Source organism: Eubacterium barkeri (assembly GCF_900107125.1).
Taxonomy (GTDB): domain Bacteria; phylum Bacillota; class Clostridia; order Eubacteriales; family Eubacteriaceae; genus Eubacterium_O; species Eubacterium_O barkeri.
Map to the genome: position 1 here is coordinate 37,109 of NZ_FNOU01000009.1, position 22,347 is coordinate 59,455.

General features: G+C 50.9%; 24 protein-coding genes and 1 other annotated feature. Of the genes, 18 read left to right on the forward strand and 6 right to left on the reverse strand.

Annotated features, from left to right (window positions below):
* Window positions 1–283 precede the first annotated feature (283 nt).
* Together BLU30_RS06895 and BLU30_RS06900 are read right to left on the reverse strand one after the other, a co-directional pair.
* Window positions 284–1,243, reverse strand: coding sequence for an ATP-binding protein (locus tag BLU30_RS06895; protein ID WP_176770852.1), 960 nt, complete (start codon window positions 1,241–1,243; stop codon window positions 284–286).
* Window positions 1,233–2,273 carry a DnaD domain-containing protein gene (locus BLU30_RS06900; RefSeq protein WP_176770853.1) on the reverse strand — a complete coding sequence of 347 codons (1,041 nt, stop codon included), beginning with the start codon at window positions 2,271–2,273 and terminating at the stop codon, window positions 1,233–1,235. Before BLU30_RS06900 ends, BLU30_RS06895 begins: the two co-directional genes overlap by 11 nt.
* Window positions 2,274–2,477: 204 nt before the next feature.
* Between BLU30_RS06900 and BLU30_RS06905 the strand changes: the two genes are divergently transcribed.
* The 4 genes from BLU30_RS06905 to BLU30_RS06920 all read left to right on the forward strand — a co-directional run bounded on the left by BLU30_RS06905 (window position 2,478) and on the right by BLU30_RS06920 (window position 6,678).
* The gene (locus tag BLU30_RS06905) at window positions 2,478–3,752 is read left to right on the forward strand and encodes a UDP-N-acetylglucosamine 1-carboxyvinyltransferase (protein ID WP_090244863.1); all 1,275 of its coding nucleotides are present in this window, start codon (window positions 2,478–2,480) and stop codon (window positions 3,750–3,752) included.
* Between the two features lie 2 nt (window positions 3,753–3,754).
* Entirely contained in the window at window positions 3,755–4,636 is an 882-nt protein-coding gene (locus BLU30_RS06910) for a polysaccharide deacetylase family protein (RefSeq protein ID WP_242873535.1), read from the forward strand.
* A 106-nt stretch (window positions 4,637–4,742) separates the two neighbouring features.
* Window positions 4,743–5,531: an MBL fold metallo-hydrolase gene (locus BLU30_RS06915; protein ID WP_090244864.1), complete on the forward strand. Its 789-nt coding sequence runs from the start codon at window positions 4,743–4,745 to the stop codon at window positions 5,529–5,531.
* Between the two features lie 40 nt (window positions 5,532–5,571).
* Window positions 5,572–6,678 carry a S1C family serine protease gene (locus BLU30_RS06920; RefSeq protein WP_090244867.1) on the forward strand — a complete coding sequence of 369 codons (1,107 nt, stop codon included), beginning with the start codon at window positions 5,572–5,574 and terminating at the stop codon, window positions 6,676–6,678.
* Window positions 6,679–6,762: 84 nt separating this feature from the next.
* Here the strand turns inward: BLU30_RS06920 and BLU30_RS06925 are convergent, their stop codons facing one another.
* Genes BLU30_RS06925 through BLU30_RS06935 form a run of 3 tightly spaced genes read right to left on the reverse strand, consistent with a single transcriptional unit; the run spans window position 6,763 to window position 8,595 of the window.
* Window positions 6,763–7,371, reverse strand: coding sequence for an ABC-2 transporter permease (locus BLU30_RS06925; protein WP_090244869.1), 609 nt, complete (start codon window positions 7,369–7,371; stop codon window positions 6,763–6,765).
* Between the two features lie 4 nt (window positions 7,372–7,375).
* Complete coding sequence (locus BLU30_RS06930) at window positions 7,376–8,218, reverse strand: ABC transporter ATP-binding protein (protein WP_090244871.1); 843 nt, start codon at window positions 8,216–8,218, stop codon at window positions 7,376–7,378.
* Entirely contained in the window at window positions 8,215–8,595 is a 381-nt protein-coding gene (locus tag BLU30_RS06935; protein WP_090244874.1) for a GntR family transcriptional regulator, read from the reverse strand. The genes BLU30_RS06930 and BLU30_RS06935 overlap by 4 nt, the downstream gene beginning before the upstream one ends.
* 204 nt (window positions 8,596–8,799) lie before the next feature.
* On the opposite strand from BLU30_RS06935, the gene BLU30_RS06940 reads away from it, so the two are divergent.
* The 3 genes from BLU30_RS06940 (at window position 8,800) to BLU30_RS06950 (ending at window position 10,349) form a co-directional block, all read left to right on the forward strand.
* Entirely contained in the window at window positions 8,800–9,033 is a 234-nt protein-coding gene (locus tag BLU30_RS06940) for a hypothetical protein (RefSeq protein ID WP_090244877.1), read from the forward strand.
* A 244-nt stretch (window positions 9,034–9,277) separates the two neighbouring features.
* On the forward strand, window positions 9,278–9,862 hold the full coding sequence (locus tag BLU30_RS06945) for a glycosyltransferase family 2 protein (RefSeq protein ID WP_090244879.1): 585 nt from the start codon (window positions 9,278–9,280) through the stop codon (window positions 9,860–9,862).
* 160 nt (window positions 9,863–10,022) lie between these two features.
* Window positions 10,023–10,349: a hypothetical protein gene (locus BLU30_RS06950; protein WP_090244882.1), complete on the forward strand. Its 327-nt coding sequence runs from the start codon at window positions 10,023–10,025 to the stop codon at window positions 10,347–10,349.
* A 328-nt stretch (window positions 10,350–10,677) separates the two neighbouring features.
* Here the strand turns inward: BLU30_RS06950 and BLU30_RS06955 are convergent, their stop codons facing one another.
* Window positions 10,678–11,478, reverse strand: a complete 801-nt coding sequence (locus BLU30_RS06955) for a 5'-methylthioadenosine/adenosylhomocysteine nucleosidase (RefSeq protein WP_090244884.1) — start codon at window positions 11,476–11,478, stop codon at window positions 10,678–10,680.
* A 230-nt stretch (window positions 11,479–11,708) separates the two neighbouring features.
* On the opposite strand from BLU30_RS06955, the gene pdxS reads away from it, so the two are divergent.
* From pdxS to BLU30_RS07010, 11 genes are all read left to right on the forward strand, one after another.
* Window positions 11,709–12,581, forward strand: coding sequence for a pyridoxal 5'-phosphate synthase lyase subunit PdxS (gene pdxS / locus BLU30_RS06960; protein WP_090244887.1), 873 nt, complete (start codon window positions 11,709–11,711; stop codon window positions 12,579–12,581).
* 2 nt (window positions 12,582–12,583) lie between these two features.
* A complete protein-coding gene (pdxT, locus tag BLU30_RS06965) occupies window positions 12,584–13,159 on the forward strand; it encodes a pyridoxal 5'-phosphate synthase glutaminase subunit PdxT (RefSeq protein ID WP_090244889.1) in 576 nt (191 codons plus the stop codon).
* A 71-nt stretch (window positions 13,160–13,230) separates the two neighbouring features.
* Entirely contained in the window at window positions 13,231–13,395 is a 165-nt protein-coding gene (locus tag BLU30_RS06970; protein WP_090244978.1) for a rubredoxin, read from the forward strand.
* A gap of 50 nt (window positions 13,396–13,445) precedes the next feature.
* Window positions 13,446–13,607 carry a rubredoxin gene (rd, locus tag BLU30_RS06975; protein WP_090244892.1) on the forward strand — a complete coding sequence of 54 codons (162 nt, stop codon included), beginning with the start codon at window positions 13,446–13,448 and terminating at the stop codon, window positions 13,605–13,607.
* A 149-nt stretch (window positions 13,608–13,756) separates the two neighbouring features.
* Window positions 13,757–14,284: a hypothetical protein gene (locus BLU30_RS06980; protein ID WP_143024214.1), complete on the forward strand. Its 528-nt coding sequence runs from the start codon at window positions 13,757–13,759 to the stop codon at window positions 14,282–14,284.
* A gap of 56 nt (window positions 14,285–14,340) precedes the next feature.
* Window positions 14,341–15,501 carry an exonuclease SbcCD subunit D gene (locus tag BLU30_RS06985; protein WP_090244897.1) on the forward strand — a complete coding sequence of 387 codons (1,161 nt, stop codon included), beginning with the start codon at window positions 14,341–14,343 and terminating at the stop codon, window positions 15,499–15,501.
* Window positions 15,488–18,652 (forward strand): AAA family ATPase, encoded by a 3,165-nt coding sequence (locus tag BLU30_RS06990; protein ID WP_090244899.1) that lies wholly within the window; start codon window positions 15,488–15,490, stop codon window positions 18,650–18,652. Before BLU30_RS06985 ends, BLU30_RS06990 begins: the two co-directional genes overlap by 14 nt.
* Window positions 18,653–18,670: 18 nt before the next feature.
* A complete protein-coding gene (locus BLU30_RS06995) occupies window positions 18,671–19,225 on the forward strand; it encodes a flavodoxin family protein (RefSeq protein WP_090244901.1) in 555 nt (184 codons plus the stop codon).
* A gap of 61 nt (window positions 19,226–19,286) precedes the next feature.
* Window positions 19,287–19,531: a binding site (T-box leader), on the forward strand.
* A gap of 66 nt (window positions 19,532–19,597) precedes the next feature.
* Window positions 19,598–20,605 carry an ABC transporter substrate-binding protein gene (locus BLU30_RS07000; RefSeq protein WP_242873536.1) on the forward strand — a complete coding sequence of 336 codons (1,008 nt, stop codon included), beginning with the start codon at window positions 19,598–19,600 and terminating at the stop codon, window positions 20,603–20,605.
* A gap of 33 nt (window positions 20,606–20,638) precedes the next feature.
* On the forward strand, window positions 20,639–21,526 hold the full coding sequence (locus BLU30_RS07005) for an ABC transporter permease (RefSeq protein ID WP_090244904.1): 888 nt from the start codon (window positions 20,639–20,641) through the stop codon (window positions 21,524–21,526).
* Complete coding sequence (locus BLU30_RS07010) at window positions 21,519–22,319, forward strand: ABC transporter ATP-binding protein (RefSeq protein WP_090244907.1); 801 nt, start codon at window positions 21,519–21,521, stop codon at window positions 22,317–22,319. The genes BLU30_RS07005 and BLU30_RS07010 overlap by 8 nt, the downstream gene beginning before the upstream one ends.
* The last annotated feature ends 28 nt before the right edge of the window (window positions 22,320–22,347 follow it).

The following is a 22,347-nucleotide window of genomic DNA, read 5'->3' on the forward strand; positions in this document are numbered from 1 at the left end:
CTTTGCTCCTTTATACCAACATTATACAACGCGATAAAGGATTAGTAAAGACCCTGGGATTTGTTTAAGTTTGCCATTAATGCCGTATAAAAAAACCCCCAAAGCCTTATGGCTCGGGGGTTTATTCATATTTAAAATGGCGGGGGTAGCAGGATTCGAACCTGCGCGTGATGGAGTCAGAGTCCATTGCCTTACCGCTTGGCGATACCCCTAGGCACTTAAAGAACAATGGTTATTTTAACTGTTCTTTAAGGTGATGTCAAGGAGTTTTTAATGGATTTCTTTAACTTTGCTGTCTTTTTTTTATGAGGCGGATATCATCTCCATAAAAAGGGACGGTTTTAAAGTTTCCCCGGATTCGGGAGGACAGACGTTCATCGTACTGGGTGAAGATTTGCTTCGGGGTCAGATTGGTGGAGATAATCATGGGTCCCCCTCCTAAAATGCGGGTATTAATGATATCAAAGAGCTGTGACCCACTAAAGGCGGTGGCGTATTCAGCACCAAGATCATCAATAATGATGAGATCACAGGCCAGCAGAGCCTGGTACAACTCCTGGACAGAGGCGGTGGGGTCGTGCATATTTTCCTGGACTAGTTTCACCAAGTGCCCGGCGGTGATGTAAATAATATCATAATCCTGCTGGATAAGGGCATTGACGATGCAGTTGGACAAGAAGGTTTTGCCCAGTCCGGGCTTTCCGGTGAACAGATAATTTTCTGAGACGGCTTTAAAGTCAGAACAGTAGGCTTTAAAGACCTGATGGATCCCCCGGTAATGGTCGGTATAGGCCTCTGGGTAAACCGCCAGGGAAAAGGTGTCAAAATTCTCGTGACGGGCCTGGGGTTTTAAATCGTACCGGGAGAAGCTGGCCTCTGAGAGGAGGCGGTGGAGGCAGCTGCACATCCGGCCGTCCACATAACCCGTATCCTGGCATTGTTTACAATGATAGTGTGGGGTGAGGTAATCCTCAGGGATGCCGTTATCGGTGAGAATCGCCTTTTTTTGACAATCCAGCTCAGCGACGGTGGCGTCGAAAATCGCCTTAGCCTGGGGATCTCCTGAGATTCTAGCCCTGGTATAAGCCACACCAGCCAAATCGATTTCGGCATCAAGATTGGCTAGGGCTGGGATACGGGCGTAGAGATCTGCCTTCTTTTTTTTGAGGGCGAAGCGTTCCCGATCATGGCGGGCTAAAAAATCGTCGATGATTTCTTTATTGCTCTTGGGTTTATTTTCCACTATTTTCACCTATTTTCTTGAACCAATTCGCATCCTCGGCATCCATTTCATCGTAAACAGCCAGCCTTTTGGCCGTTTCTTCATCCACGGCTTTAGGGGCACCCTTAAAGCTTGTAGAGCGATGGGCCGCATCCTGGGCTTCGATATCAGCAATGCTTTTAATGCCGGCCTGATGCCATTTTTCCAGAATGCCATTGATGTATTTCAGGTTGGGCTTGCTGGTACGGCCCAGGGCGACCTTGATGATTTCGTCGGAAAACCCCCACTCCCCGCTCCAGGTGTCCATCATGGTCCGTTCGGATTCCATAGGAGCCCGGCGGAGGCCCAGGTATTTAAAGATCCCATAGTGTCGTCGCTGGCGGTTTCGGCTTTCCACAATATAGGCATCGGCCTCGGTGAAGGTATGGATGCCTTGGCGCCGCCAGGATTCGGCGATGGTTTCCATATAACTTAAAATCTGGGCTGGGGTAAAGGTTTCTGATTTGCTATTGATGAGGTTGAGGGCATACTCCACCAAAATGACCACGGCTTCGGGCTCGAATCCATATTCACTCAGCCATTTTTTGTAGGCCAGCATATCTTTTTTAGGTAGGGCCCGGCTGCCGTACATGCGCTGGATGCGGTTAAACATTTCAGCGGTGCGGGCCTCCATGCCATCATCATCTGCTGGTGGGGAGACCGAAACGGCCTTTGGCGCCCCTTCGTTTTGTGCTTTTAGGAGCACCGAGGGAATATGGTAGAAGGCGATATGGGCCACCTTTGTCCCTTCGTAGGTCAGGTCGATGATCCCCTGCTTTTTCCAATAATCCCAAGCACTGATCACATCCCCCTCGGTGATATTGAAGAGCTGGCTGAGGGCGACATTATCAATGGGGGCATGGCTTTGACTGCGGGCCTGCTTGAGGCCATAGAGATAGACCTTCACGTAGTCGCCCCTGGCCCGGGGCATGTATTCGTTGATGAAGATATTATCGATGGTGGTGGTGGCGAGATTATCGTCACCCAGATAAAAGGTGTATTGGTTTTCCATACTTTCCTCCGCCCGGATGGAGCATTCCATCCCATTTTATTATCCATTATAGCATAGCCGGAGAAGGAATAACCCCCTAAATAATTGTGTTTAAAATGTAACGATTCTGCTGTCAAATCGTAAATGATGGGGGTTTCCATTGCAGAGAACCCAACTTATGTTATAATTTACTTTGGAATTTTGTTTGTGAAAGGATATATCTTAATGGATAATCTCATAATTGAAGGCGGTTTTCCGTTGAAGGGAGAGGTCAAGATCTCCGGCGCTAAAAACGCAGTGTTAGGTCTGATCCCTGCTGCCATACTCTGTGGATGCAAAAGCACCATTGATAATGTTCCCGATATTCGGGATGTACATAAAATCATCGCTATTCTTAAAAAATTAGGGGCTGATATTGACTTAAAATCCGGAACGCTGAGTATTGATACCAGTGGTCCGATTTCCTACGATTGCTCGGACTTCCATGAGGAAACCGGGAAGATGCGGGCATCCTATTATCTCCTGGGAGCTCTCCTGGGCCGTTATCGTAAGGCTATTGTCCCTCTGCCCGGGGGATGTAATATTGGGGACCGTCCCATCGATCAGCATATCAAAGGATTTGAAGCCCTGGGTGCCACGGTCACCATCGAGCATGGTCAGGTTAAAATGACAGCAGACCGTTTAGTGGGGGCGAATATCTACCTGGATGTGGTCAGTGTGGGGGCCACCATCAATATTATGCTGGCTGCTGTTTTGGCTGAAGGGACCACGGTGATTGAAAATGTGGCGAAGGAACCCCATGTGGTGGATGTTGCCAATTTCTTAAACCTGATGGGGGCCGATGTAAAGGGAGCAGGGACCGATACCATTCGGATTAAAGGGGTGGAAAGTCTTCACAGCTGCGACTATTCCACGGTTCCAGATCAGATTACGGCGGGGACCTATATGATGGCTGCTGTTGCCACCCAGGGTGACGTCCTGGTCAAGGGGGTCATTCCCAAGCATATGGAGGCAGTCAGTGCCAAGCTCCGGGAAATGGGGGCTACTGTGGATGAAGAAGGGGACGGTCTCCGGGTACGGGGATGTGATGCCTTAAAGGCAGTACGGGTAAAGACCCTGCCCTACCCTGGTTTTCCCACGGATCTTCAGCAGCCCATGGCAGTGCTGATGTCCATTGCCCAGGGAAATAGTATCATCAATGAAAGTATTTTTGAAAGCCGGTTTAAATATGTGGATGAGCTCCGAAAAATGGGGGCGAATATCACGGTAAATGGTCGAGTGGCCAGTATTACGGGTGTCTCGGAGCTTTCCGGCACCCGTATTGCGGCGACGGACCTTCGGGCAGGTGCAGCTATGGTTTTAGCTGGCCTCATTGCCAATGGCGAAACCCAGATTAGCGATATTCATTATATTGAACGTGGCTATGAAAATTTGGAGGAAAACATTCGCTCCCTTGGTGGAAAAATCCGCCGGGTGACTGTTGAAAATAAGGAGGAATAGATATGAAGAGAAGAGGCCCATTATCTGAAAAATCAAATCAATGGATGCTTTTCTTCGTTATTATTGGTGCGCTCATCATCATGGCCAGTATGGTGGTGGCATACTATTTTTTCAATACATATAATCCGAAGCAAGAAATCAAGCAATTGGCAGATACTGCCCAGACCCTCCAGCAAAATCTGGTCTCAGTCTCACAAAATGGAACAGAAAAAATACAAAGCGAAGAGGATAAAAAGCAGGAGGCGATAAAAGCCCGGTTACGTGCCGGGGATACGGCGGGAATCAAGGTCGTGTTTTTTACCTTTGACGATGGCCCCAGTGAAAATACCAATACCGTATTGGATATTCTAAAAGCCAGTGGGATCAAAGGAACCTTTTTTACAAGAGGACGGGAGGGTGCCACGGCTGAGGCTGCCTACAAGCGCATCGTAGCGGAGGGGCACACCTTGGGAAACCATACCTACAACCATTCCTACGACCTGTATAAGCGCCCGGAAGAATTTTATGCCGATGTCAAGCTCTTAGAAGACTACCAGAAGAAACTCACAGCCACGGAGCCCAGTATGCTTTTCCGCTTTCCGGGCGGCTCCCTCAATGCCAATAAAACCTGTATTAAGGGGATTTTGGATCGGGGATACAATTATGCAGACTGGAACGTCTCCACAGGAGATGCTGCGCCAACGCCGCCATCGGTGGACCAAATCGTTTCCGCTGTCGTTGGCGGGGTGCATAATCACGATGTCAGTGTGGTGCTGTGCCATGCTGAGGTTAAGGAAAATACCCGTCAAGCCCTGCCCGTTATCATCAATCAGCTTAAAAGCGAGGGCTATACCTTCCTGCCCATGGAGAAGGATTTTACCTACCCCAGGCAGCTGGAGCTTTAGAGTTTCTGGGTCAGAAGGAAATGAATGGATTCATTTAAGTAAGAGACGTTAAGATGGTTGCAGAAACCATCCAATTGAAGGAATCACAGATTCCAAAGGATAATATATGAAATTTTGCAGTTTATACAGCGGGAGCTCTGGAAATAGCCTTTTTGTGGCCCAAGGGGCTACCCGCCTTTTAATTGATGCTGGCTTAAGCGGGAAAAAAATTGAGCAGGCCATGATGGAAATCGATGAGCTGCCCGCCACCTTATCCGGTATTCTGGTCACCCACGAGCATCGGGATCATATCCACGGGGTGGGAGTGCTTTCCAGGCGATATGGCCTGCCGGTTTATGCCAATGCCCAGACCTGGCAGGGCATGGCTGGGGATTTAGGTAAAATGAAGGATTCTAATATCTGCCTTTTTGCCACCGACGTGCCCTTTTCCATTGGGGATGTACAGATTACAGCCTTTCCCACCAGTCATGATGCCGCAGAATCTGTGGGCTTTATCTTAGATGGTGGCCATGGGACCATGGCAGTAGCCACGGATACCGGCTGTACCACAGCCGCCATGGTAGAATCTCTGAGGGGACACCATTTAGTGGTCCTGGAGTCAAACCATGATCCCGCCATGCTGGAAACTGGCCCCTACCCCTTTCCCCTGAAGCAGCGTATCCGTGGAGACCACGGGCATCTTTCCAATGCGGCAGCTGGAGAAACGGTTTGTGAACTGGTGGATAGCGGGGTGCCCCATATTGTTCTGGCCCATTTAAGTCAGGAAAACAATTATCCGGTTTTGGCTTATCAGGCAACGGAATTAGCCCTAACGGCCTGCGGAAAAGTGCCGGGAAAGGATCTTACCCTGGAGGTTGCCGGCCGCAGTCAGCGCAGTGAGATTTATGAGTGGTAACGGGTATTGACGATTTTAAGATGTGAGGAACAAATGAACAATGGACAGATTTGAAAAAGAAAAGGGATTGGGGTATGGCTTTAAAATTGGCTTAATGGGTGCCTTGATTGGTGGTTTAGTGGTTGCGATGGTCATCTTAGGGGTTCTCTATGCCACAGGAACCATTGGTGGTAAAAGAACCGAGACCATCGCCGGGCAAAAGGTGGTGGTCAATGATCTGGAGGCGTCTACCCAGGTGGAGGCCGTGGCTCAGGTTGTCCCCCAGTCCGTGGTTGGGGTTACTGCCGCAGTTACCCAGCAGAGCCTGATGGGAACCACTGATGGTCAAAGTGTTGGCTCAGGGTTTATCGTTACCACGGATGGCTATATTGTCACCAATCAACATGTCGTGGCAGACAGTACCAGCATCTCCATTTCTCTGGACGATGGAGGGACCTATCCCGGTCAGCTGATTTGGTCGGACAGTAACCTGGATTTGGCGGTGGTTAAAATAGAAAAAACGGATCTCCCGGTGGTCACCCTGGGAGATTCCAATAATGTGAAGGTTGGGGAAACGGTCATTGCCATCGGCAATCCCATGGGCTTAAGCTATGAACGCAGTGTAACGGCCGGTATTGTTTCTGCCCTCAACCGAAGCCTAATGGTAGACAGTAACCTGGTGGCTGAAGATCTCATCCAAACCGATGCCACCATCAATGCTGGAAATAGCGGCGGTCCCTTGTGCAACGGAAAGGGAGAAGTCATTGGGATCAATACCTATAAAAACTACCAGGCTGAGGGAATGGGCTTTGCCCTTCCCGTCAATATTCTGCGTCCCATTATTTCTAAAATTGTGGCCAATGGCTCCTTCACACCCATCGTTATTGGGATTTCAGGCTATGACTCTCAACAGGCGGCTTATTTTTCCAATTCGGAAAAATTTGATTCAGGTATTTATGTCAATGCTGTGGAATCTGGCAGCGGTGCAGAACAAGCAGGACTGGCCAAAGGGGATATCATCATCAGCCTGGAGGGTCAGAATGTTAACTCCATGCTGGGTATGAAATCCATCCTCTACGCCCTTAACCCAGGGGATACCATCAGTATCACCTATAAACATGGCAATGCGGTTAAAGCCGCGGATGTAACGGTTCAGGCGGCACAATAACAAAAAAATCCATCCATTACAATATCAAAACCTCCCGATCCCTGGCCTCTGGCCCCTGGTACGGGAGGTTTTTAAAATCTGTGATTAAAGCTCCCGCCGGTTCATAATCCTTTTGGATAGAAGCATGGACCCTATGAATAAAAGGAGAATGACGACAGGAAGGACATAGATCAGTCCATCCCGATTGGCAGCCACCGGAAGCTGCACACCGAGGTACCCCAGGAGAAAGGTCAAGCCCACAGGAATTAAAACCACCAGCATCATCAAAAGCCGCCCCTTTTCCACGCCGAGTTTAAACAATACAGGATAGATAATAGCTGTGATGATAAACCCGCCGCCCAGAAGGACCAGGACCGTAAACAGGGCTTCTGTGACAGGGGTACCTAAAAGTAAGGCGACAATGATGGACAAGACCGCCCCGCAGATTGCACAGATAGTGGACAGCAGATACTTAGAGAGGACAATATCCCACCGGCTGACAGGCATGGTCAAGGCAAAGCGCTCCCAGTGGGCCTTTTCATCATAGGCCATGGTGTTCATGGGTAAAATGAGGATAAAAATCATTATAACCCCAGAGAAAAAGCCTCCGTCCCGGCTGACAATGGCGATGAACAGCCAGACTCCAAGGATAAAAAGCATGGTCCGCAGTTGCTGCTTTAAATTTAGCAAATCCTTTAATAATAATCCCTTCATGGCCCTAGTCCTCCTCCTTGATAAAATAAAGCATGATATCCTCAATGGTGGGCGTATCGGTCAGCATTCCCCCGGGAATCGCCTCCTTAAGTACCAGAGCTTCCGTCCCGAAGGCACCCCTTCGCTTTCCAGCCACAGCGGCTGGATCAATTTCCTGAAGGTCCTCCTCTGAGCATTTCACCAGGCGGTACCGGTCCAGAAGGACATCTTTCGGTTCGCAAAAAAGCAGCTTTCCCCGATGGATAAAGGCGATATAATCGCAGATTTTTTCCAGGTCACTTAAAATATGGGAGGACAGGAAAATACTGTGGGATTCATCCTGTATAAAATCCAGGAAGAGATCCAAAAGTTCATTTCGGACGATGGGGTCCAGGCCGCTGGTAGGCTCATCCAGAATAAGGAGCTTGCTGTCATGGGACAAGGCGACGGCAATGGAAAGCTTCATCCCCATCCCCCTGGAAAATTCCTTTACGGGTTGGTTAGAAGGCAGGGAAAAGGTAGAAAGGTAGGCGTTAAAGCGTGCACTATCCCAGGTTTTATAGCAATTGGCCATAATGGTATTGATCTCCTGGGCCCGAAGATTATCTGGAAAGCTACTTTCATCCATCACCACACCAATATGCTCCTTTAAATCCCCACAGGTCCTTAAATCCTGCCCCATCACCTGGATTTCACCGGAATCCCGGTGGATTAAATCAAGGATCAGCTTGATGGTGGTACTCTTTCCCGCCCCGTTTTCACCAATGAAGCCCATAATACTCCCTGAAGGCAGGACCAGGTTGAGATTATCCAGAGTGAAATCCGGATAGTGTTTACTGAGATTTTGTATTTTAATGGCAGAATTCATTGTAATTCCTCCTCTTGAATGATTGAAAGCATTTGAATTAAATCGTCTAAGGAAAGACCGATTCCCCGGGATAAACTAAGGATTTCCTGGATGTGGTCTTCAATTTTTCGAAGTTGCTCCTCCCGAATGAAATCAAGGTTTTGGCCAGCGACGAAACTTCCCTTGCCGGTAAAGGAAGTAATGAAACCATCCCGCTCAAGCTCTTCATAGGCTCGCTTGGTGGTGATGACACTGATGCGAAGCTCCTTGGCCAAAAGGCGCATGGAAGGAAGGGCCTCGCCCTCCTTTAATTCACCGGCGATGATTTTTTCCTTGATCTGGGTGTAAATCTGATCGTAGATGGGCTTGCCACCCGAATTGGTGATGAAAATATTCACGACTGCCTCCATTTATATATTGTATATATATGATATACACAATATATCATATTGTCAAGGAAAAAGTATTTTCTTAATGTTCCCTTGTGTTTGGATGATTCTTTAAGGATAATTGACCTTAAGGCGTATATACTCCCAATAAAAGCAAAGGGATGGACTGCAGCCACCCCTTCGCAAATTAAGTATAGCGAAGGAGAATGTGAGATGAGTTCGAAGGAAAGCAGAGAAGAACGCCGGGAAGATCGTCATGAACGCCGGGAAGAAAAAATGGTCGAACGGGAAGTGGTTGCCAGACAGGAAGCAGCCGGTGAATACGGACTGACCGGAAAGGGAATCGGCGCCCAGGATGAAAAAATGGCCGTCGCTGAAGCCCTTGGAGAAGGACAGCCCCAGGATATTGAAGCGTTGTCGGGTAAAGGGATTACGGATCAGGAATAGCATCCTTAAGGCTTCCTTTTTTCAATAAACTGTCACATTGAGTTCACATTGAGTTCACCTGGAAGGTGTTTAATAATACTTGTTGAAGCGCAAGGACAAGCAACGGTTCAACACCTTTCCTTTCTATTTACATGATGCATTGCCGGCCCCGTAAGGGGCCTGGGTGGTGCATCCCAAACAGGATTCCCCCAGCCGCTTGAAGCGGCTTTTTTTTTTAATTAAGACGATAAAGGAGGAAGCTGGAATGTATGAAGTCACATTACCCAGTATCATTATTCCTATTCAGTCTCCAGATGGTCGGCTTCCGGCTTTAGTGGATGCCATTCGGAGCCAATGGGATTATCCCATTATTGTAGTGGACGATGGAAGTGGTCCGGAGAATGTCCGTATTTTTCGGGCATTGCAACGGACCGGATGTACTGTCCTAACCCACCGGGTAAAAAAAGGCGTGGGCGAAGCGATCAAAACCGGTGTCCATCATGCCAAAAATCATTACCCCATCAGTATTGGCTATATTGTTGTGGCCTCGCCCCTGTCCTGTACCCCAGAGGCCATCCTTCAGGTGGCTGATGCCCTGGAATCTCTGCCAAATACCTTGGTGTTCGAGGGGTTCGCTAAAAAAGGTAGCGGTATAACGCATCATCTTTTGAGATGGTGGCATCAGCTCTCGACGGGTTATGCCTGGCCAGAAAGAGGGATTGATATTTTGGGGGTTCCTGCTATTTGCGGGGATACCCTTTTAGCCCAGCCGTGCCGACCCACAGGGCCATCCCACCGCTTTTATCGGCACTTATCCCGGGAGGGGTTTCCTTGTGTCGTGCTTTCTTAACCCATGCTGAACCACTCCTTGTGGTTAAGGAGAACCTTATCTTGTCTGGATATACTAAATGACAAGGTTTGAGAAGATAAGTCATTATTGGTTATTCGTACAACACAGACTAATACCAGGCAAGGATATTGGTTTGCGAATTACAAAAGGAGGATTTATCATGAGTTCAAAAGAAAGCATTGATTGTAAAGAATCACGTCGGGAACAGCGGGAATCCCTGTGGGAAGAACGCAAAGAAGAGCATGAATTTGCCAAGGACCTTAAGCAGCAGATGAAGGAAGAGGTCAAGTCCGCACATCAAAAGGAAAAAGCGGCAGCAAAGGCCGATGTGGCAGGCACCCGAGAAGATGCCCGGGCCGCCCGGAAGGAAGAAAAGGAACGCAAGCATGAAATCAGGGGTGAAATTCATGCCTTTGATCAGGATAATCGACGGGAATACGCCCTTGATAAAGAAGCCGCTAAAATTGAGAAAAAAGGCGAAAAATAAGCGTATGAAAAAAACCGTGAACCCTCTATGATACAGAGGACTCACGGTTTTTTTATGCAGGGAAAGAAAAAATGCCTTCAGTGTGTCGATAAACCCAGGTCAGGGTGATGATAAAAATACGAGAACCCCGGTTGCCCCTGCGGGCTGGTGTTTTAGATTTTTATTAAATTAAGAAAGTAAACCTGCCTTAAACCCCATCAAAACCGAAGGTTTTGCGCACTAATGACTGAGGGCTATCCCACAGTTCATCAGCGCTTGGGGTCCGGGGTGAATCTTTTTTATCCTCTCCCTGACCGTACTGCACCACTTTATCGACAGTCTGAATCCCTTAATCCATGGCCAGCATGGCTGCCACCACAGCACAGGAATTCCGGGCGGCGATGGGTAAGAATTCCGGATAGGATAAGGGGGCGCTGCCGTCAGCATTGTCACTAATGGAACGGATGATGACGAAGGGAACCCCATTGGCCCAGGCTACATGGGCAATGGCAGCCCCTTCCATTTCCACGGCTTTGGGGGCAAAGTTTTTAACAATGGGAGCGGTTTGTTCCTCCCCGGCGATAAATTGATCGCCGCTGGCAATGGTGCCTTCAAAGACCCGGGCATCGCCGATATCGCTTGTTTCTGCGGCGCTTCGGGCCTTGGCGACTAAATCGTTATCGGCCTGGAAGTAAATCATATCCAGATCCGGGACCTCACCCTTGGCAAAGCCCAGGGGGGTCGCATCCATATCGTGATGGACAGCCTGGGTAGAAATGACGATATCCCCCTGCTTGACCTGGGGGTCCGGGGTACCGGCTACCCCTGTGTTGATGAGGATATCCGCTTCAAAGCAGGTACACAGGACTTCTGCACACAGCGCTGCGTTGACCTTACCAACGCCACATTGGACCAATACCGCCCGCTGGCGTCCAATCATGCCTTGGTGAAAAATCAAACCAGAAATTTCTTTGGTCCGGTTGATGTCCATGGCCTCCCGCAGGGGCGCGACTTCGCTTTCCATGGCGCAGATAATGCCATAGGTCTTTTTATCGGAGCTGCGTTGTTTGTCGTAGAAAAAGCGGCCCAGTGAGGCAGCGGCTCCCAGGGCGGTCAGAGAACCAAGCCATAAACCCTTTGATTTTTTCATTATAATTTACCATCCTTTACTCCTTAGAATTAATTCTATTATACGGGAAACCCCTGGGTTTTTCCATAGGAAAGGGTGAATAAAAGGGCCTGCCTGTACCTTGTTTTCCAAACTGAACCCATTAAAAACTCTAAAACTGGTGGTTGTGTTGGGATCAGGAAAGGCTATAATGAAACCTAATCTCAGAGAAATACCAAAAACCTGCAGGTTTCGTGATAGAAGGCAAAGCGATGACTCAGAATTTAAATCAGAATTTAGCACAGATGTTTAAGGGCGGCGTCATTATGGATGTTACCACGCCGGAAGAGGCGAAAATCGCCCAGGATTGCGGTGCCGTGGCCGTAATGGCCCTGGAACGGGTTCCCTCGGATATCCGAAAGGAAGGCGGCGTGGCCCGGATGTCAGACCCGAAGATGATTCGGGAAATTCAGGCAGCGGTGACCATTCCGGTGATGGCGAAAGCCCGGATCGGCCATTTGGCAGAAGCCCGGATTTTAGAGGCCCTGGGGGTGGATTATATCGACGAAAGCGAGGTTCTCACCCCGGCGGATGATCAGTACCATATTGACAAAAAAGTTTTTAAGGTGCCCTTTGTCTGTGGGGCGAGAAATCTGGGAGAGGCCCTGAGACGCATTGGTGAAGGGGCTTCCATGATTCGGACAAAGGGTGAAGCGGGCACTGGCAATGTGGTGGAAGCTGTCCGCCATATGCGCACCATCCAGGGAGACATCCGTCGGATTGCCGGGCTGAACCAGGATGAGCTGATGACTGCGGCCAAGGAGATGGGGGCGCCCTACGAGCTGGTGTGCGCTGTCCATCGGGAGGGTCATTTGCCCGTGGTTAATTTTTCCGCAGGGGGGATTGCTACCCCAGCTGATGCCGCACTGATGATGCAGTTGGGCAGTGAAGGGGTCTTTGTGGGATCTGGCATCTTTAAATCTGCCAATCCGGAAAAGGTGGGACGGGCCATTGTGAAGGCGACGGCCTACTATGATGATCCTCATATTCTGGCTCAGGTTTCCGAGGATCTGGGAAGGGCTATGTCCGGTGTGGATATCCGGGAAATCCCAGAATCCCAGCTTTATGCCAAACGGGGCTGGTAGCGGTGGCGGTTGTGGGGGTCCTCTCCCTCCAGGGGGCCGTCATTGAGCATTTGGATGCTCTAAGGGCTTGTGGGGTAGAGGCCCGTCCGGTTAAAACCGCACCTGGCTTTGAGGGGTTATCTGGCCTGATCCTGCCCGGGGGTGAAAGCACCACCATGGCAAAGTTGCTGAGGGATTTCCATTTAATGGCGCCCCTTAAAGAAAAAATCCAGGGAGGATTACCGGTATGGGGGACCTGTGCGGGCTTGATTCTGTTAGCCCGGGAAATTGAAGGGGAAGCGCCCCATTTGGGCGTGATGGACATGGCAGTGCGTCGCAATGCCTACGGCACCCAGCTGGATAGCTTTACCACCCAGACCACTGTTGAAGCGGTATCCCCCTCCCCCATTCCCCTGGCCTTTATCCGGGCACCTTACATTAAAAGCGTGGGGCCCCAGGTGACGGTACTATCCAGGGTGGAGGGGCATATTGTTGCCGCCCGTCAGGGCTTTAAGCTTCTGGCCACAGCCTTTCATCCTGAGGTTACTGGAGATGACCGATTCCATCAGTATTTTATCAGGAACTTCTGCGGGATATGAAAAATTTACTTGTTCTTTCCACCTTAGAAGGAGTATAATAAAAAAAGAAAAAAGGTGGAGGTATGAGCGCAGTGGATAAATATATCTGTGTCGTCTGTAATTATATTTATAATCCTGAAGAGGGCGATCCCGCCCACGGTATCCCTGCCGGCACTCCCTGGGAACAAGTCCCCGAGGATTGGGTTTGTCCCTGGTGTCAGCTGGGTAAGGAATATTTTGAAAAACATGACCGATAGGTTTAAGTTTTCCAACATATAATAAATCAAAAATAGTGGAGGAAGTTACGATGCAAAAATATGTATGTGATGTCTGTGGTTATATCTATGATCCCGAAGTGGGTGATCCCACAAATGGTGTGCCTGCTGGTACAGCTTGGGAAAATGTCCCTGAAGATTGGGAATGTCCGGATTGCGGCGTTGGCAAAGAATCCTTTGAGCCTGTCGAATAAATCCATGAAATGATGAATGAACCGCTCCTTTGGGGCGGTTTTTTTAAAAGCTGTTTTAGGTTCCGGCGGACTTCGAAAAAGAGCATTGGTAATCCTGGTCGTTTACGGTATAATAGAATGAACATAACGGAAAAAGGAGTACAATGGACATGGCTGTAAAAGCAAGGGAAAATGTAAGGATGCGGGAATTTAGCCCAATGATTATGATTGGGATCGGGGTATTCGTCATCGCCTATATCCTATTATATGATCGATTTGTAGGATCGATTGAGGACTACGCCCTTAAAACGGGAATTGGGATTGCTGCCCTGGCTATCATGATCCTTCTCTTCATCTTCGTACTGCGCTATATCTCCACCAGTTTCGACATGCTGTTAAGTCACGCGAAGCTGACCGTGGATCGCAAGATTTTATTTTGGAATAAGCAGGTCGCGGATATTCCCACCAAGGATTTTCTGGGGGTCGTGAAAGAAGAGAATTATAAAAACACCGCGGGTAAGCCCCAAAATCTTACCGTTGGAGCCATCGAGGGGATGGCAAAATACGTGATTACCTACCGGGTGAGTGGCGGAAAGAAGAGTGTTAAAATTCAATGCTCTCCCAAATTCTTCAAGGAAGTGAAGCAATTGGTGGAAAGCAATCAGAAGGCCGTATCCGGCAGTAAGAAAAAGAAGTAGTGTTTGGGGCCAGCTTGTGCTGGCCTTTTTTACTAAGCAGAAAGGATGAAGATCCCATGAAAATACTCCATACCTCCGATTGGCACATCGGACGCTTTTTAAATCAGCGCAGTCTTCTGCCGGACCAGGCGGCTATTTTAGAGGGTCTAAGGGCTCTTCTTCGCCGGGAAATGCCGGATGTCCTCATCATCGCCGGGGATTTATACGACCGTGCCATCCCCTCCCGGGAGGCACTCTCTTTAGTGGACGACATTCTGGACACCGTTATTTTAGAGCTGAAAATTCCGACGATCATCATTGGGGGAAATCACGACGGTGGCCAGCGCCTGGCCTTTACCAGTGGCATTCTGGAAAAACGAGGTCTGTATATTCGCGGGGTCTTTACGCCTTGTCCGGAGCCCATCGTCCTGGAGGACAGCCAGGGTGGGGTGGCCTTTTGGCCCGTTCCCTTTGTTAAGCCTGTGGAGTACCGTAACATCACCGGAGAGGAAACCGTCCGGGATTATCAGGATATGTACGGGGCTATTTTGGCGGAGATTGAAAAGCGCATGGACCCTTCCCTGCGCCACGTCCTCATTACCCATGGCATGATCCTCAGCCATTTGCCCGGGGATGGGGATTTGGATGATTCTGTTCGCCCCATTGAGATTGGGGGGATTTCCTTTGCCCGGGCCTCTCTCTTTGGGGCCTTTGACTACGTGGCCCTGGGCCATCTCCATCGTCCCCAAAGGGTTGGGGATGACCGGATTCGCTACGGGGGTTCCCTGCTGAAATACTCCTTTTCCGAGGTCAATCAGCATAAATCCGTTACCCTGGTGGATATGGATGGAAGTGGAGGGGTGGATATTCGCACGGAGTCCCTTCCCACCCTCCGGGATATGGCCATTCTCACCGGCACCCTGGATGACCTCACCGGGGCTTCTGCCCTTGATAACCCAGGCCGGGAGGATTATATCAAGGTGATTCTCACCGATGGCGTGCGGCGCTTGAATCCCATGGAGCAGCTGAAAAAGGTGTATCCCAATGTACTGGAAATGGAGTATCAAAGCCAAAGCATTACCCGGGGCAGCACCACAACCAAACGGATTAAGGAACGGCTGTCAAACCCCCTGGCCCTCTTTGAGGATTTCTACGAGCAGATCCACGGAGAGCCCCTAACCCCGGAAAAACAGGCAGTGGCCCGGGAGATAATGGAGGAAACCCATGAGACCCATTAAGCTGATTGTACAAAATTTTGGTCCCTTTATTGACGAGTCCCTGGATTTTTCCAGGCTGGATGAGGCTCTCTTCCTCATCAGCGGTCCCACAGGCAGCGGGAAGACCACCCTCTTTGATGCCATTTGCTACGCCCTTTACCACGAGGCCAGCAGCCCGGACCGCCTGGCCAAGGGATTAAAAAGCGACTTTGTGGGGGACGACGCCCTGGCCAGTGTGGACTTCATCTTTGCTGTTGGGGCACAGACCTATCGCATCCACCGGATACCTGAGCAGCGACGAAAGAGCCAGCGGGGGAACCGGATTGTCGCTCAAAAGCACGAGGTGGCGCTGTACCGTCTGGAAGCTGGAGAAGCCCATCTTATAGCCAGTGCCGTGGAAGAGGTGGATGCCGCCATTGGAGAAATCATCGGCCTCTCCTACGCCCAATTCAGACAGATCGTACTTTTGCCCCAGGGGGAATTCAGCCGGCTTCTTAAAGCCAGCCGCAATGAACGTCAGGCCTTGTTAAAGAGTATCTTTCACCTGGATATTTTTGAATCCTTCGCCCAGAGGGTTGAAGAACATACCAGCCAGGTCCGAAGGGCCTTCGAGGAGCTGGAGCACGATTGCCTTCGGGAGGAGCAGGCCCTTTTAGCCATTCCGGGTTCTCCCCTGGCCGATGCCATCGCCGGGCAGAGCCATACCCTGGATGCCCTGCTGCTTTTAGTGTCGGCCCAGGATCAGGCGGATGAGGCAGAGGCCGAAGCCCTGGGGGAAGCCCTGGAAAAGCAGAACGGCCGATTACAGGGTGTGTTAGCCCAGCTGGGGGCTGGGGAAAGTCTGAACGCCCGGTTTAAAGCCTGGGAAGCAGAAAAGGAAAAAGCTGGGCTTCTGAAGGCAAAAAGCCAGGAGATGGCGACCTTGGGACGCCAGCGGGAACGGGGCCGTGCGGCCTTGGATATTCGGCCCCTGGAAAAACGCTACCAGGAGGAGACTCGCCGCCATCAGCAGGTGAAAGATGAACTGACCCAGCAGGAAAAAGCCATCCAGGCCCAGGTCCAGATTCAGAAAGGCCTGGCAGCCCAGGTGGCTCAGGTGGAGGACCCGGCCTACAGGCGGGAAAGCGAGGAAATGGAGATCCAGGCCCGGCGCCTGGGTGAACTATCCAGGCGGCTTGGGGAATTTGAGGACCTTTCCCTCCGGCACAAAGAGCGCCAGGAGGCCATGGAAGCTCTTCAGAAGCGCCAGGAGGCCCTCACCGCCAGGGTAAAGGAAAAAACACTGCTGGAGGAAGCGCTGTCCGGGGACCGAAAGGCCCTTCTAAAGGGTCAGGGCGACCAGGTGGATATCCGGGATGAGGGCACCACCCTGACCACCCGTATTGATGGTCTGGCAGCCATCCAGGAGGCCCTTGAAAAAATGAACGCATCCCGGAGGGCTCTCAAGGAAATGGACCGGGAGCGTCTGCAGGTGAAGCAGGAGCTTAAGCAATGGGAGCAGGAGCGGGACCGCATCGAGCGCATCCAGCAGGAATCTGCGGCTGGAGAGCTGGCCAAACATTTACAGGATGGCGCACCCTGTCCGGTATGTGGGGCGGTCCACCACCCCAACCCTGCCATTCCACTGGAAGCCCTGGCCACCACCGAGGATTTAAAAAAAGCCCGGGAGGCTTGCAGCCGGCTCAGTGGACGGCTGGCGGCTATGGCGGAACAAAATGCCTTCCATACCCGGGAAAAACAGGCTAAACGCGGGGAGATTGAAGGTCAGCTGACCGCCCTTAACCGGGAGCCCCAGCTGCCAGACCCCATCGTTTTGAACCAGGAAATTGAAATCCTGAAAAAGACCAGAGACCAGCTCCGGCAGCGTTATAAGGATGAAGAGGGCCGTCTCAAGGCGCTGGGCCAAGACATCCAGACAAAAGAAGAACAATTGAAGGGCCTGGAAACCGCCCTGAGTCAGGGGCAATCCATTGAAGCTGCCTACGAAGAAGCAAAAACCGCCTTAAATGAAAGCAATGGGATTCTCCAATCCAAGTGGCGGGAGATTGAAGACCAGGCCAGGGATCTGGGAATGTCCCTTCTGCCTGGTGGTGGTAAAGGACAGATTGAGGATGTCCTTCAACGTGGAAAAACCCTGGAGGAAGGAGTAAAGCGGCGCCAAAGAAAGGCGGAGGGCATTTTAACGGAGCTGAACCAGTGCCGGGAAACCCTGGGGGGATTGGAAGGGACACGCCAGAGCCTTGAAAAGCAGACCGAGGAGGCCAGGACCCAGCGGGATACCCGGGAAAAGGCCTTTATCGACGCTCTGGATGCCGCCGGATTTACCCGGATTGATTATCAGGCCTACCATCGCTTAAAGTCAGAGGATTTGGATGCCATGGCCGAAACCCTGGCGGCCTACGATCAACGCTGTGCCACCAACACAGCCCTCTTAAAAGGCTTTGAAGCAGAGCTTGCCGGAAAAACACCGGTGGATCTCCAGGTTCTTCAAGGGGAAAAGGTGGCCATTGAGGAAGCTTTAGGGGGCCTGCGTGAATCTATTGGCCAAATCACCCAGCGCAGGCGGGTGAATGAGGTTCAGGTCCAGAGACTGGGCCGTTTGGAGGCGGAACGCCGTCAGGTGCGCCATCAGCTGGAAATCCTCACCGAGTTGGGGGATACCATTAAGGGAAAGGTTTCTGGAAAGCCTAAAATTAAATTGGAAAACTATATCCTTTCAGCCTACTTAAGCGATATCCTGGAGGCCGCCAACGGCTTTTTAGAAGAAAGCAGCAACGGGCGTTATCGCCTGATGATTGCCGGAAACCATGGGGATAAAAGCAGCCATGGCCTGGAAATTGAGGTGGACGACGCCTACACCGGTAAAGCCAGGAGTGCCGCATCCCTCTCCGGCGGAGAAACCTTCGTTGCCGCTTTGTCCATGGCTCTGGGGCTGTCGGATATTATCCAATCCACCGCCGGGGGAATCTCCCTGGAAACCATCTTTATCGATGAGGGCTTTGCCACCCTGGATAAGGATGCCCTGGATAAAGCCATGAATTGCCTGGCCCGCATCCGCACCACCGGCCGAACGGTGGGGATCATCTCCCATGTAGAGGAGCTCAAGGAACGGGTGGATGCCCAGGTTATCGTGGAAAAAACAGAGGCGGGCAGCCGCCTCCATCTTATTTAAAGAAAGCAGGTATATCCAATGAAAATCGTTGCTATTATGGGCAGCCATCGCAGCCATCACAATACAGCCGGCGCCCTGGATTATTTTTTAGAATGTCTGGGAGCTCCCGCTGTCAACCGCATTGATATCAACCAGGTGATGATTAAACCCTGTATCGCCTGTGAATATTGTGCAAAGCACCCTGGAGAATGTGTCCAACAGGATGATATGACCGCCCTCTACCCCGAAATTATGGCGGCAGATCTCATCATTATGGCCGCTCCGGTGTATTTTTCCGCCTTTCCGGCCAAGCTCAAAAACTTCATCGATCGGGGACAGGTCTTTTTCAACCTGGAAAATAAAGAGAAGGTTAACCCTAAAAAGGTCGCCATCATCGCCCTGGGCGGTGCCAGGGCCTATGATGATCAATTCGTCAGCGTCTACGCCACCATGCGGTGGTATCAGAACGACCTGAAGGCTACCCCTGCCGGCGCGGTGGAGATCCCAAACACCGACCGTATCCCCTTTGAGGAAAATGAGGAAGCCAAGGCAAGGCTGAAAAAACTGGCAGAGGTGTTACCGAATTTAAAATAATCAAAGGCTCCCCCTTGACACCCCTCCCCCAAAGAGATATAATGAAAAAAATATAAACCCAAATAAACCGTCGAATAAGGGTAAGTAAGTCGGACCGGAAAGGTTAAAGAGAGCTGCCGCTTGGTGAAAGGCAGTACCCCACCACCGACCCAATGGCCTTATGAGGGCAGGAAAGAAAGGTAAGTATTTCCTGACGGGATCTCCACCTGTTATAAAGGGAGCGCATATGATGGTATGCGGAGCAAGCGGGCGCATGTGCGCCAACCCAGGGTGGTACCGCAGAATCAATGATAATCTGTCCCTCGGATCCGTAAGGATTCGGGGGATATCGTGTTTTTTGGGAAAAATAATAGAAACGAAAGAGGTCAAACAATGAATCGGTTTATGAAAAAAGCAGCACTATCTGTAGCAGCATTACTCGTACTCGGTGGGGTGGCCACCGGTTGTAGCGGTGGCAGCACCGGGGGAAGCAGCGAAGGGAAAACCACCGTTGGCATCATTCAATACGCCTCCCATCCCTCCCTGGACAATTGCACCGAGGGCTTTAAGGAGGGCCTTAAAGAAGGGGGCTATACTGAAGGGGATAATCTGACCATTGACTTTCAGAATGCCCAGAACGATAATGCCAATGCGGAAACTATCGCTAAGAATATGGTCTCTAAAAAGTACAATCTGATCTGCGGGGTGGCTACGCCAGCAGCCATGGCCGCCTACTCCGCTGCCAAGGGATCGGATATTCCCACGGTGTTTACGGCAGTGTCCGATCCGGTATCCGCAGGTCTGGTGAAAAGCCTGGCCAAGCCGGAAAACAACGCCACTGGTTCTTCAGATGTTCTGCCCCTGGAGGCCCAAATCAAGATGATCCGTGCCTTCCTTCCGAGCGCCAAGAAAATCGGGATTTTGTACACTACCAGCGAACCTAACTCCGTTTCCCAGCTGGAAAAATTCAAGGAAATCGCACCGGCCTATGGCTTTGAGGTTGAAGCCCTGGGGGTGACCAATGCCTCGGAGGTAGCGGCGGGGGCAGCGACCCTGGTCTCTAAAAAGGTGGACTGCTTCAATAATTTTACAGATAACAACGTGGTGGATAATCTGACCACAGTCCTCAATGCCGCTGATGGTGCCGGGATTCCGGTCTTTGGATCGGAAGAAGAACAGGTGAAAAATGGCTGTCTGGCCTCTGAAGGGATTGACTATGTGGCCCTGGGTAAAGAAACTGGAAAAATGGCGGCTAAGATTTTAAAGGGTGAAGCCAAGGCCTCTGAAATGCCCGTGTACCAGGCAGAGACTTTTGCGCCGGTGTATAACAAGACAGTCATGGAAAAACTGGGGTTAACCCTTCCCGCAGACCTGTCCACAGCCACAAACATCAGCAAATAATTACAACTATGAATAAGGAGTGATGGAATCATTATGGATATCATCAGCGGTTTGGTCATTAATGTATTAGAAGAGGGCTTTATCTATGGCGTCATGGCCATGGGGGTCTATATTACCTACACGGTATTGGGGTTTCCCGATTTGTCCGTGGATGGGACCTTCCCCCTGGGCATGTGCGCCGCCGCCGTCCTCATCACCCTGGGGGTGAACCCCTGGGTGGCCTGTATCCTCGCCTTTATCGCCGGAGCAGCCGCTGGCTGCGTCACCGGCTTTCTCAACGTGCGCCTGGGGATTACAGATTTGCTCTCCGGCATCCTGGTGATGACAGGGCTATGGAGTGTAAATCTGGCCCTCACCGGGGGCTCGGCAGTGATGCCCTTTTTTGATATGCCGACCATTTTTACAACCGGTTTAGGGCGTCTGATGGGCAGTGATTTAGCGGTTATTTTGACGGCAGGGCTTTTGTGTATCGCCGTGAAGCTAATCATGGATGTCTACCTGAAAACCAAGTCTGGGATGCTCCTGCGGGCGGCTGGGGATAATCCCACCTATGTGATTTCCCTGGGGAAGGACCCCGGGAAAATGAAGATCATCGGGCTGGCCATCGGCAATGGCTGTACGGCCCTGTCGGGCTGCATTTTTGCCCAGCAAACCGAGTCCGCCAATGTGGCGGCGGGTACCGGCATGGTGGTCATGGCCCTGGCTTCCGTTATCATTGGGATTAATCTCTTCAAAAAGGTGAAATTGATCAAACCCACCCTGGCCGTTGTTCTAGGGGCCATGATTTACAAAGCCTGTCTGACCCTGGCCATGCAGTTGGGGTTACCAACCAATTATCTCAAACTGCTGATGGCGGTGATCTTCACCATCGCCCTGGTGGCTAATAATCGATTCAGCGGAAGGGGAAAAGCCAATGCCTGAACACATCACACCCCGTATTGCAATGGAGCATATTCATAAAACCTTTAATCCTGGCTCGGTCAATGAGGTGACGGTTTTTGATGACTTTAACCTGACCATCCCCCATGGCCAATTTGTCACTGTGGTGGGCTCCAACGGTTCGGGAAAAACCACCATGCTCAATCTGCTCTGTGGCAGTATTCCCGTGGATTCCGGAAAGATGATCGTGGACGGTGTCGATATCACCAACATCCCGGAATATAAGCGTTCGACCACCATTGGGCGGGTTTACCAGGACCCATCCAAGGGAACCTGCGCCTCGATGACCATTTTAGAAAACATGGCCTTGGCGGATAACAAGGGCAAGGGCTTCGGCCTGGGCCTGGGGGTGGATAAACGCCGGAAGGATTTCTATCGCAGCCAGCTGACACTGCTGGGGATGGGGTTAGAGGATAAACTGGCCGTCAGCGTCGGAGCCCTCTCCGGTGGGCAGCGCCAGGCCCTGGCTCTGCTCTTAGCCACCATGACCCCCCTGGACCTCCTCATCCTCGATGAGCACACCGCCGCCCTGGACCCTGCCTCCAGTGAGACCGTCATGGCTCTGACCGACCGCTTTGTAAAGGAAAAGGGTCTCACCACCCTCATGGTCACCCACAACCTGAAATTTGCCGTCAACTATGGCAACCGCCTGCTCATGATGTACCGTGGACAGGCGATTCTCGACCTCTTTGGCGAAGCCCGAAGGAATGTTTCCGTCAAGGACCTGACCGATAAATTCACAAGCATTAGCATTGAAGATGGCAATAATATGTAACCTGCCTTAAAACCCCCTGGCAGTCCTT